11 protein-coding genes, 1 tRNA gene and 1 rRNA gene are annotated in these 11,298 nt (G+C 49.4%); 1 reads left to right on the plus strand and 12 read right to left on the minus strand.

The window, feature by feature from the left end; translation table 11 throughout:
* Positions 1–3: 3 nt before the first annotated feature.
* The gene (locus tag AC1DF0_RS29140) at positions 4–759 is read left to right on the plus strand and encodes a PHP-associated domain-containing protein (RefSeq protein ID WP_442050158.1); all 756 of its coding nucleotides are present in this window, start codon (positions 4–6) and stop codon (positions 757–759) included.
* Between the two features lie 53 nt (positions 760–812).
* On the opposite strand, the gene AC1DF0_RS29145 is transcribed toward AC1DF0_RS29140, so the two are convergent.
* The 12 genes from AC1DF0_RS29145 to rrf form a co-directional block, all read right to left on the minus strand.
* On the minus strand, positions 813–1,880 hold the full coding sequence (locus AC1DF0_RS29145) for a hypothetical protein (protein WP_477576880.1): 1,068 nt from the start codon (positions 1,878–1,880) through the stop codon (positions 813–815).
* A gap of 181 nt (positions 1,881–2,061) precedes the next feature.
* The gene (locus AC1DF0_RS29150) at positions 2,062–2,211 is read right to left on the minus strand and encodes a small acid-soluble spore protein P (RefSeq protein WP_477576882.1); all 150 of its coding nucleotides are present in this window, start codon (positions 2,209–2,211) and stop codon (positions 2,062–2,064) included.
* A 27-nt stretch (positions 2,212–2,238) separates the two neighbouring features.
* The gene (locus AC1DF0_RS29155) at positions 2,239–2,415 is read right to left on the minus strand and encodes a hypothetical protein (RefSeq protein ID WP_337102447.1); all 177 of its coding nucleotides are present in this window, start codon (positions 2,413–2,415) and stop codon (positions 2,239–2,241) included.
* A gap of 15 nt (positions 2,416–2,430) precedes the next feature.
* Entirely contained in the window at positions 2,431–2,778 is a 348-nt protein-coding gene (locus tag AC1DF0_RS29160; RefSeq protein WP_337102448.1) for a hypothetical protein, read from the minus strand.
* Positions 2,779–3,084: 306 nt separating this feature from the next.
* Positions 3,085–3,173 (minus strand) — tRNA-Ser (locus AC1DF0_RS29165).
* Between the two features lie 87 nt (positions 3,174–3,260).
* Complete coding sequence (serS, locus tag AC1DF0_RS29170) at positions 3,261–4,544, minus strand: serine--tRNA ligase (RefSeq protein ID WP_477576885.1); 1,284 nt, start codon at positions 4,542–4,544, stop codon at positions 3,261–3,263.
* 21 nt (positions 4,545–4,565) lie between these two features.
* Positions 4,566–5,150, minus strand: a complete 585-nt coding sequence (gene pdxT, locus AC1DF0_RS29175; RefSeq protein ID WP_477576887.1) for a pyridoxal 5'-phosphate synthase glutaminase subunit PdxT — start codon at positions 5,148–5,150, stop codon at positions 4,566–4,568.
* Positions 5,151–5,246: 96 nt separating this feature from the next.
* Positions 5,247–6,128: a pyridoxal 5'-phosphate synthase lyase subunit PdxS gene (pdxS, locus tag AC1DF0_RS29180; protein WP_442053385.1), complete on the minus strand. Its 882-nt coding sequence runs from the start codon at positions 6,126–6,128 to the stop codon at positions 5,247–5,249.
* Between the two features lie 120 nt (positions 6,129–6,248).
* Positions 6,249–7,538 carry a D-alanyl-D-alanine carboxypeptidase family protein gene (locus AC1DF0_RS29185; protein ID WP_442053388.1) on the minus strand — a complete coding sequence of 430 codons (1,290 nt, stop codon included), beginning with the start codon at positions 7,536–7,538 and terminating at the stop codon, positions 6,249–6,251.
* Between the two features lie 211 nt (positions 7,539–7,749).
* Complete coding sequence (gene guaB, locus AC1DF0_RS29190) at positions 7,750–9,207, minus strand: IMP dehydrogenase (protein WP_442053384.1); 1,458 nt, start codon at positions 9,205–9,207, stop codon at positions 7,750–7,752.
* Positions 9,208–9,350: 143 nt separating this feature from the next.
* Positions 9,351–10,556, minus strand: a complete 1,206-nt coding sequence (locus AC1DF0_RS29195; protein WP_477576889.1) for a GNAT family N-acetyltransferase — start codon at positions 10,554–10,556, stop codon at positions 9,351–9,353.
* 656 nt (positions 10,557–11,212) lie between these two features.
* Positions 11,213–11,298: ribosomal RNA gene (rrf, locus tag AC1DF0_RS29200) — 5S ribosomal RNA — on the minus strand; the annotation flags it as partial.

Here is an 11,298-nt window from a genome sequence, read left to right on the forward strand (position 1 = left end):
ACAATGAACATCGATTTGCATACACACGGCAAACTAGCGAAAAAAACGGATTTTTCGATGGACTACTTCCTCTCGATGACACGCGAAGCGAAGGAAAACGATCTGCAAGCGGTAGCTCTGACCGAGCATTTCAACACGCGCAATTTCTTCGACATGCTGGATCAGCTCGATCGCGAGTTTGAATATATCGGTGACCACTATGTAGTAGGCGGCCTTAAAGTGTTCTCGGGCATGGAGGTTGACGTTGCCGAAGTTGGCCATATTCTCATTATCGGTAACCGTGTCGATATCAGGGAGCTGCGCGGGCAGCTGGAGCCTTATAGCGGCAAAGACAGCTTTATCCCCTTCAAGGAGCTGCTTGACCGCACGGAAAACTATGACGTTCTGCGTATCGGCGCTCATCCGAAACGCGAGAGCACGCCGCTGACCCATCACGATCCGCTCCAGCTGCAGCGTCTCGATGCCCTTGATGTCAACGCCAAGGATCTGTTCCAATACGGCTTCGGCATGGCCGATGAAGTGCGCCGTTTCGCCGACCAGCTTGGCTTGCCGGCCTGCGCCGGAAGCGATTCGCATCAGCCGCTGCAATTCGGCAGCGTCTACAACCAGCTCCAAGCGGATTGCGATACAGCAGCGCAGATTCGCGATGAAATCCGTGCAGGTCGCTATAGTCTCGAGATTTCCCAATGCCTCAACGTAAAGGTGAAAGCAGCGCAAATGATGAAAGAGCTGCTCAAGAAATCAATGGTGGTTGCGTGACAACTAAAAAAGGCAGGGACAGCGGTTATCCGCGTTCCCTGCCTTTCCTATTTTTACATGCCAGTTGGCGACTTGAACAGCTGAACGAGCTGCTCTAACGTGATTGTTTCGGTTGGAATTTCGTACTTCAGCTCCGGTGATTTGTTCACATCCGTGTAGCTGACGTTCATATGCAGTCCCAGGTTCAGCTTCTTGCCCTCTTCCTTATCGCTTACCTTAACCGCCAAGTCCATCCCTAAATAAGACAGATACTCGTCCTTAATCGCTCCTGTTGCTTTGAAAAGGTCGAGGGTAACGTCGTTTTTCAACATATCGAGCGCCTTCGCTTTGCTTGCATCCATTTCGGATTTCATTTTCTCGACATCTGTCTTCTCCAGCTTCAAGGCTGGCAGGGCCGCCTCGTTCGCTAGCAGAACATCGATCAGCTTCGGAAGCGTCTGATTAACAAGCGTCTCAACCGTCTGCTCATAATTGCTGTCATTGATTTCGAATTGAACGATTTGGTTCGCCTTCATATCCTTCGGCAAGCCCGCATCGGCCGCTTTCGGCTCGCTGAAATACGTCTTCTCGTCAAATGACTCGAGAAGCGTGCTCACTGCTTCCTTGCCGAGCTTCTGCTGCGCTTCAACATCCATCTCCGTTACGTTCTCTTGCTCCGCTGAAGCTGAAGCTTGGGATAATTCGAGCTTCAAGTATTTATCCTTAATCGCTTCGGGCAGCTGCAGCATCGGAATTTGCGGAATCTTCACGTAAAGCGCATCCTTTGTCATAATCATCGGCACGCTCAGCTTCATTTCCATGTCGCCGGGAAACACGATTTCCATATCCATGTCCATTTGCATCAGATCTTTGCGATACACGCCATCTATCGTAATCTTCGCGTCTTTCAACATGCCGACAAGAGCTGCCGCTACAAGCGTATTAGGCTGCGTTGTCGCGCCCCCCGTCCATTCCAAATCATCGATGTCGACATCCATATGAATGGCGTAGGAGTCAGCCGCCGCATTGTTGCTTAAAGCTTTCAAGAGCGCTTCCTTAGGCGGTGTACTGGAGCTGCAACCCGCTATGGCGAAAATCATTACCGCGATAAGCAGCAACGTTAATTTTTGATATTTTATCATTACGAAGTTCCCCTCCGCTCATTAGTTCAAGCACCTCCATTCTATACTAATAACCTGATCATTTGAAGCGCATAGGAAAAAAACCGTTCCGAGGGACTCGAAACGGTTCCAAAGTAATATTTCAAAAGCTGCTGCGGACGAACGGTTCTGGTTCTACCTGTTCGTGTTGCTGCCGAGCTAGCTAGCCTTGCGGATTGTTATGCGACACATGATTATGCTGCTTGGTCTTCTTGGATCMTGAATTCGGGGCTTGCAGGCCGCCGCCGGATCGCTGCTTCTGCTGCTGCTGCGCATTCGCTTCTGGCACCGGAACGCTATCTGGCTTGCTCAATCGTATAACCTCCTTCTTCCAAGCTTGTTAGTTGCGCTGATGCTCCAAGTCGGTAGGTTGATCGAAATTCAATGAATCCTGATGACGGCGATCGTTCTTGTCCTGCTGCAGCTGTTGCGCATGATGGCTGTTAACCGGCTCGGTCTCCAGCGCCTCAACGACGTTTTGCAGGTTTTTGTCGGCAGTGCCCTTTGCTTTCGTCATAGCAGCGCGTCTCCTTTAGGCATGCGTCAATTGCTGCAGTGCTTGAGCGCACTCATGCAAATGACGCTTATAATCGTGTATCAGCTGCTGCATCATATCGGTACGCTCGTCGACAGCTACTTTGTCCTTTTCCACATCGACCAGCTCCACCAGCACCTCGCGGCTATCCACGTAGGAAACCTTGAAATCGAACGTATACATTTGATGACCTGCCGAATGAATCGTTACGCGCAGCGCTTTCGCGTCTGCTTCATCGGGGAATACCTCGCACTTATCGGAGCTGTTCATCGTCTCCGGCAGCGTATTGCGCCAAGCTTCGGCTAGCTGCTCAGGACTCGTGCGAAGCTCGTCTATTTTAGCCATGATTGAAGCACCTCCACATCGATTAAGATGCGAAGAATGACGATGTTTTATACGATGAAAAAACGCCTAAGCGGCTAGCGCTCAAGCGTTGTCATTTGTTCTTGGAATATAACTGGCGGAGAGGATGGGATTCGCTCCGTCGCTGCGTGAAGGTGCAAGTCTGCACCTTTACGCTAATTGCGACTATCACGCCGGGGCCTACGGACATGCCTTTGGGGCATCTCCGCTTCACGGCCCGTTCGAATCCCAACCCGCCATACACAAAAAAACGATTCCTTTTCAGGAATCGRCTTGTTTTTTTGTATATGGCGGAGAGGATGGGATTCGAACCCATGTGGGCTTGCACCCTAACGGTTTTCAAGACCGCCCCGTTATGACCGCTTCGGTACCTCTCCACATCTAATCGTGACAAAAGCTATTGTACCACAGGCCAAAAACKAGAAGCAACTTTATTTTCGGCCCATGGACAATATTTCAATAAATTACTGAGCAGAAGGAATCGAACTGATGCCGCCCATATACGGACGTAATACTTCCGGGATCGTAATCGATCCGTCTTCTTGCTGATAATTCTCGACAATCGCCGCGAACGTGCGGCCGACGGCAAGACCGGATCCGTTAAGCGTATGCACGAACTCCGGCTTGCTCTTCGCGTCTCTTCTGAAACGAATAGCAGCGCGGCGCGCTTGGAAGTCCTCTACGTTCGAGCAGGAAGAGATCTCGCGGTATGTGCCTGCGCTTGGCAGCCAAACCTCAAGATCGTACGTCTTCGCCGCTGTGAAGCCTATATCGCCCGTACAGAGCGCTAGAACACGGTATGGCAAGCCCAGCAGTTGAAGCACCTTCTCCGCATTAGCCGTCATCTTCTCGAGCTCGTCGTACGATTCTTCCGGCTTCGTCAGCTTAATAAGCTCAACCTTGTTGAACTGATGCTGGCGAATCAAGCCGCGTGTATCGCGACCTGCTGCGCCTGCTTCAGAACGGAAGCATGAGCTGTAAGCGACGAAATATTTGGGTAGATCTTCAGCCGAGAGAATCTCATCCCGGTGAAGATTCGTCACCGGTACTTCAGCCGTAGGAATCAGGAAATAATCAGAGTCAGACAGTTTGAACAAGTCCTCTTCGAACTTCGGCAGCTGTCCTGTTCCGAACAAGCTGTCGCGGTTAACGATGTACGGAGGCAATACTTCCTCGTAACCATGCTGATCGCTGTGCAGATCCATCATGAAGCTGATCAGAGCGCGTTCTAGACGCGCGCCAAGGCCGCGATAGAACGTGAAGCGCGATCCCGTTACTTTGCCCGCACGCTCGAAGTCTAGAATGTTCAGCGATTGAGCCAACTCATAATGCGGCTTTGGTTCGAACGCGAAAGATGGAAGCTCGCCGACTCTGCGAATTTCTACATTATCTTCTTCCGATGCGCCGACTGGAACCGTCTCGCTTGGAATGTTCGGAATCGCCTGCGTCAGTTCGTCTACTTGAACCTCAAGTACGCGCAGCTCCTCGTCAAGCTCCTTGATGCGATCGCCTACTTCTCTCATCTCCACGATAAGAGCTTCTGCGTCGCCGCCCGACTTCTTCAGCTTGGCAACCTCTTGCGATACAACATTGCGGCGATTCTTCAGCTGCTCCGTCTCTGTAATCAGCTCGCGGCGCTTACTATCCAAGACCGGAAAACCAGCAATAAGATCAAGCGATGCGCCGCGGTTGCGAAGCGCCTGCTCAACCTTCTCGAATTCATTTCTTAACAGCTTCACGTCAAGCACGTTAGTTAACCCCCCTACAATCTAAGCCTTGCTCGCTGCCGCTTCCTTCACCATATCGACGAAATAAGCGTGCAGACGATAATCGTCCGTCAATTCCGGATGATACGATGCCGCAAGCAGATGGCCTTGTCTTGCCGTCACGATCTCGTCCTTGTATGTAGACAATACGTCAACGTCCTTGCCTACCTTCTTAATAAGCGGCGCACGGATGAATACGGCACGGATCGGCTCGTTAATCCCTTTCACATCGAGATCCGTCTCGAAGCTTTCCCGTTGGCGGCCGAATGCATTTCTTGCCACGGTCATGTCCATGAGGCGCAGATGCGCGTCCTCTTGGCCTTCAATCTCTTCTGCGAGTACAATAAGACCTGCGCAAGTGCCGAATAATGGCTTTCCTTGTCCAGCGAACGCTCTTACGGCATCAATGAAGCCGTATTGGCGCATCAGCTTACCGATCGTCGTGCTMTCTCCGCCGGGGATTACAAGCCCCTCAAGCTCTTCAAGCTGCTCGACTCGCTTAACGGCGACCGCTTCCGCGCCCGCCGCCTCCAAACTTCGTATATGCTCTGCCACCGCGCCTTGAAGCGCAAGTACGCCAATCTTCATGACCCAATCGCCTTCCTTTACGAAGCTGAAGCCGGCCGCGCAATAATCTGCACAAAGCCGGCGTCCGCGTATTACTCACTATATGAATTCTGAAATTTAGATACCGCGATCTTGCATGCGTTGCGAAGAATCAAGCTTGGAAATTTCAATGCCTTTCATTGGCGTTCCCAAGTTTTTGGATACTTCCGCAATCAATTTGTAATCTTGGTAGTGCGTTGTAGCTTCAACGATAGCGCGAGCGAATTTCTCAGGGCTGTCGGATTTGAAGATACCGGATCCAACGAATACGCCGTCAGCGCCAAGGTGCATCATAAGCGCTGCGTCAGATGGTGTTGCTACGCCGCCAGCTGCGAAGTTAACGACAGGAAGCTTGCCTGTCTCGTGAATTTGAAGAAGCAGGTCATAAGGTACGCCAAGAACTTTCGCTTCATTGTAGAGCTCGTCCTTCGACAAGCCTTGTACTTTGCGAATTTGGCCGTTAATGAGACGAAGGTGACGAACCGCTTCAACGATGTTGCCTGTTCCCGGTTCACCTTTCGTACGAAGCATTGCTGCACCTTCTTGGATACGACGAAGAGCTTCGCCAAGGTCCTTCGCTCCGCATACGAACGGAATCGTGAACTCGTTTTTGCTAATGTGGAAAATTTCATCTGCTGGAGTCAATACTTCCGACTCATCGATATAGTCAACGCCCATCGACTCGAGCACTTTTGCTTCAACATAGTGACCGATACGTGCTTTCGCCATAACCGGTATCGAAACAACCTTCATCACTTCTTCGACGATTGTCGGGTCAGCCATACGGGCTACGCCGCCTGCTGCACGAATATCGGAAGGTACGCGCTCAAGTGCCATAACTGCCGTTGCACCTGCTGCTTCTGCTACCTTTGCTTGCTCAGCGTTCATGACGTCCATAATGACGCCGCCTTTTTGCATTTCTGCCATTCCGCGTTTTACGCGCGATGTACCTGTTTCCATCCTACAAATCCTCCTATTTTCGACCATTGTCATTGTTTCTTGCCGAAGTTGTACTAACCATTGATTTTACAGGAAGCCCGATTAATCGACAACCCTAGATTTGCCTCGCGAGGCAAACAATTAGAACATATTGATGATCCCGTTAAACAATCCGGAGAAAAACTCGCCAATTGCTCGGAACATCAGCTTGAACCAGCCGGCTTTCGCCACTTCATCCGTCGTCACCAAGTTAACCGTGTACTCGGTCGTGATGTTCAGTTCGGCATCGGTATACTTATAAGTCACTGTGCCTACAGCCGTTCCAGCTGGAATCGGAGCAACAAGCTCATCTTCCGACTTCACTTGGCTGCCGATGAGCTCGACCTTAGGCTCGACGCCTTTCTTAACCATGAATGTAATGTCTTTGTCCGTTACGACATTTACGCTCTTTTTTGCGCCTTTTTTAACTTTTACCGATTGGATCGTTTCTACCACAGATTTCGGCGGCAATACCGTCTTTTTCTCAAAAGTGCTGAATGCGTAGTTATACAGCTTCGCCGTTTCTTGGAAACGCGAGTTTTTCGTAGCCGTATCCATAACAACGCTAATGAAACGGATATCGCCGCGTTTTACCGTACCTGTGAAGTTGTAGCCCGCCTCTTCGATAAAGCCGGTCTTCATGCCGTCAACGCCCTCATAGGCTAAGAAAGCAAGACCCGACTTGTTCTTATTAGCGCCAAGCATATAGTTGAAGTTAACCATCGGCGCTGTGTCGCGCGGACGGAACTTGTATTCCTGCATGCTGGAGAATTCCAAAAACTCTGGATGCTCTTTCAAAATAATTTGCGACAACTTCGCCACATCGGATACCGAAATAACGGTATTCGGTTCGAAGCCCGTTGCGCTTGTGAATACGGCTGATTTGAGATCAAGATTTTTAGCCGTTTCGTTCATTTTGTCGACAAAAGCTTGCTCTGTGCCTGCAATTTCCGTTGCAAGCGCGCGAGTCGCGTCATTAGCTGATCCAACTGCCATTGCTATATATAAGTCCCTGACCGAGTGCTGGTCGCCCTCAGCCAAATATATTTGCGATTCCGAAGGTTCTGTATCTGCAGCTTCTGGGCTTACCGAAATGATCTGATCCCATTTTAAGCGGCCATCCTTAATTTCCTCTAACACGATATACTCTGTCATAAGCTTCGTCATACTCGCTGGCGGCAGCGGCTCGTCCTTGTTCACCTGGAACAACACCTGGCCGGTGTCCGCATCAATCAGTATTGCCGATTTAACCTGCAATCCTAGTGAGTTTTCCGTACTTGGTCTATTATCGTAACCTTGCGCCTCTACTACCGCAGTATTAAACGATAGCATTACCATCCAAATCGCCAAACTTGCAGCGATGACCGACAAAAACCGAACCGGTCTAACCATAACCTTCAACGTCGTCTCCCCTTTTCCCACTTGGATTGTCCGTTGTTAATTGTAACATAACAAACCAATACAATTAAACCTCTTTGAACAGTTACCTAAATGAGTAATCTCTCACCAATTATAAGGGAATTGCACATCAAAGAAAACCAGACAAGGACAAGCGTAGTATACGCAAATCCCTGTCTGGCTGTTATCCCGTTAGTCGGGTCTATTATAGAGAGTAGTTTGGTGCTTCTTTCGTAATTTGAACGTCATGCGGATGGCTCTCACGGAGACCCGAACCCGTAATGCGTACAAATTGCGTGTCGTTGCGAAGCGCTTCAAGCGAAGCCGTACCGCAATAACCCATACCCGAACGAAGTCCGCCGAGCAATTGGTGAACCGTATCGGCTAGCGGCCCTTTGTAAGGTACGCGGCCCTCGATGCCTTCCGGAACGAGCTTGCTCTCGTTCTCTTGGAAGTAACGGTCCTTGCTGCCTTCTTTCATCGCGCCAAGCGATCCCATGCCACGGTATACTTTGAAGCTGCGGCCTTGGAAAATTTCCGTCTCGCCAGGGCTCTCAGCCGTTCCCGCGAACAAGCTGCCGATCATAATGACGCTTGCGCCAGCTGCGATTGCTTTCGTAATGTCACCGGAATACTTGATACCGCCGTCAGCGATAACTGGAACGTTGTATTCGCGTGCTACCGATGCACAATCGTAGATTGCTGTAATTTGCGGAACGCCGATACCTGCAATAACGCGAGTCGTACAGATCGAACCAGGACCGATACCGACCTTAACGACCGATGCTCCTGCTTCGATCAAGTCACGCGTAGCTTCACCCGTTGCAACGTTCCCTGCAATGATCGTAAGATCCGGGTACGTTGCGCGCAGCTTGCGAACCGCTTCAAGAATATTTATATGATGACCATGCGCCGAATCAACGACAAGTACGTCGATACCCGATTGCACAAGCGCTTCTGCGCGATCCATCGTATCTTTCGAGATGCCTACCGCCGCTCCGCAAAGCAGACGACCGTGCTTATCCTTTGCCGCATTCGGGAATTGGATCGCTTTCTCGATATCTTTAATGGTAATAAGACCTTTGAGCGTGTTCTCTTCATCAACCAGAGGCAGCTTCTCAATCTTATGTCTTTGCAGAAGTCCTTCGGCCTCTTGCAACGTTGTGCCAACAGGCGCCGTCACAAGATTCTCGTGCGTCATGACTTCACTAATTTTAATGGAATAATCGTGTACGAAACGCAAGTCCCGATTAGTCAGAATACCAACAAGCTTCTTGTTGTTATCCACAATCGGTACGCCGGATATACGGTATTTGCCCATAAGCTCCTCAGCGTCGTAAACATGATGCTCAGGTGTCAGCGAGAACGGGTTAGTAATAACGCCGCTTTCCGAACGTTTTACGCGGTCAACCTCTTCCGCTTGCTGTGCGATGGACATATTCTTATGAATAATACCGATACCGCCCTCACGAGCTATAGCAATCGCCAATGCCGATTCCGTAACTGTATCCATGCCTGCGCTAATGAGCGGAATATTCAGCTTAACGCTGTCGCTTAATCGAATCGAGATGTCAACTTCCCTTGGTAGCACTTCTGATTTGCGCGGAACAAGCAGTACGTCGTCAAACGTAAGCCCTTCTTTGGCGAATTTTGTTTCCCACACGAGTATGTTCCTCCCTTATTTTCAGTACCTCTCACGTATATTATTGCAATATTAGCAGAGGGGGTAGGGGCTGTCAAGGCTGAACAAAACAGCGTGCACGTCAGTAATTTGTGCAGATTGTTAGCCAAAATGGCCATATTTTATCAGAAAAAGTCCATTAAGTACGTGTTTCGTTCGGGAATACGGTTCTGTAAGCGGTTTATAATGGACTCGTCTCCTTGGACTCGGCCATATTGGTATAAATGCAATATGTTCATATAACCTAGAAGTATCGTCGTTAATGTGCCAATACTGAGTTCAACGCTGTTTTGACCATTATTTGCCGCAGAATATTCATAGGGAGCAAGGCTAGCTTTACCTGATTCGGCGATGCCCAGCATATAGAGTCCATTATTCCATGGCGCATGCTCATCCTTAATTGCAATCACAATATGATCCTCATAATCCGCCGCCTCAAACGAATATTGCTCCACAAAAGCTGCAACATCAACAATACGCGCCATAAAGTACGGAATCGTCTCTTGCTGGATGCGTGGATTATCTAATAGGAATGGCAACTGATCGTCGGACGGCGCCGTTATCGTTACTCGCTCTATCATCGAATCATGTTGAGCTATAAATGACCATAACGAGCTGCGCGCCTCCTCGTTAAGATAGACCAACTCATGTATCGTCATCTGACTATTTTTCACTTCATAACGAATATAGCCTTGGGGCTTGTCCGCATTATCATAATAAACAGCAGTCTGACCAGGCTTGCGTTTGTTGACCCGGTAATCCCACCATAGCTCGCTACGTGCCAACGTTCCGTTGTACTTGGAAGCATAAGCTTCGTACAGTTGACCTATTACACTGGCTGATACCTCCATGCTCACTCTTTCGATTCGTCCATTGATCGGTTGCCTTGCAGGCAATTGGTCGATGCGGATGGTGTAAGACTTATATTCGGTATACGTCTCCCAACCGAACTTCCGGTAGAAAGCAAATGCGAATGGATGCAGAAACGATATACTCTGACCTCTATCCTTCATCCCCTCTAGCGCATGTACAAGCAGCTTAGCAACTAAGCCTTGTCTACGATACTCCGGCCAAGTAGCTACACCAGCCACTCCACCCATTGCAAATCTCTTTCCTCCGATATAGGTGTGCAGATCGAACACCGCAGCTTGCGCTGCAAACTTTCCATCTACGATTGCAGCCCACTTCACAGCGGGTTCTGCTAAGAACTGCTGCTTCGTCCGCTCAATCTCTTCAGGCGATCGGACATACTGAAAGGCAAACTGGGATAATGCTATGCTCGCATCATATAACTCTTCCTTCATCTGAACAATTACAATTTTTCGCTCCATCTCATATCGCCTCCAATTATCACCATCATATAACAAAAGAAGAGTGGCTACTATATGCGGTAGAAATCTCCCCTTTTCCGGCGTCGCTTTTTTAAATGAGATAAAGAATACTAATCACTCTATTCAACATTTCACGACTCCTATGAGTATGTAACGAATCCAGCAGTTCTTATTCAATAGCTTTGATGCATATTTCGGTACTTTGGAGTCAAATAGGGATATCAGAATTCTTAAAATCGGAAAATTAGCTGGTTTGAAGCAAATAAGGTTTATTGGATTCGTGAGCATACGCTTAAACAACGAAAAAAAATACCGCATGTAGATCCGATAGGTCTTTCGTGTCTCGCGGTGGCCTTTCCGCATCGAGCTGAATAGGCTACTTGTGCTTCCTCGCCATTTCTGCGCACAACAAAAAACCAACCGAATGTAGAATGCCGTTGGTTCCTCGTGCTTGGCGACGGCCATTCCGCACCGGCTGAATAGACTACTTGTGCATACTTCGAGGTCGGCATCTGAAGCTTCCTCTCTGGCCGGGCCTGCTTCTTCGCCCTTTCATCGATCGAAGGTTCAGTTACTCTCCCAGCCTGGGAGAGGTAAGTCGCCATTTCTGCGCACAACAAAAAACCAACCGCATCTACATGCGGTTGGTTCCTCGTGCTTGGCGACGTCCTACTCTCCCAGGACCCTGCGGTCCAAGTACCATTGGCGCTGGAGGGCTTAACGGTCGTGTTCGGTATGGGAA

This window comes from Paenibacillus sp. 05T425 (genome assembly GCF_056396205.1).

What these genes read in the sequence shown, in the direction of transcription:
- AC1DF0_RS29160 (WP_337102448.1), bottom strand. Translation starts at nt 2,778, where the DNA reads ATGGCTAAAATAGACGAGCTTCGCACGAGTCCTGAGCAGCTAGCCGAA.
- pdxS (WP_442053385.1), bottom strand. Translation starts at nt 6,128, where the DNA reads ATGGAAACAGGTACATCGCGCGTAAAACGCGGAATGGCAGAAATGCAA.
- AC1DF0_RS29145 (WP_477576880.1), bottom strand. Translation starts at nt 1,880, where the DNA reads ATGATAAAATATCAAAAATTAACGTTGCTGCTTATCGCGGTAATGATT.
- AC1DF0_RS29185 (WP_442053388.1), bottom strand. Translation starts at nt 7,538, where the DNA reads ATGGTTAGACCGGTTCGGTTTTTGTCGGTCATCGCTGCAAGTTTGGCG.
- AC1DF0_RS29195 (WP_477576889.1), bottom strand. Translation starts at nt 10,556, where the DNA reads ATGGAGCGAAAAATTGTAATTGTTCAGATGAAGGAAGAGTTATATGAT.
- AC1DF0_RS29140 (WP_442050158.1), top strand. Translation starts at nt 4, where the DNA reads ATGAACATCGATTTGCATACACACGGCAAACTAGCGAAAAAAACGGAT.
- AC1DF0_RS29155 (WP_337102447.1), bottom strand. Translation starts at nt 2,415, where the DNA reads ATGACGAAAGCAAAGGGCACTGCCGACAAAAACCTGCAAAACGTCGTT.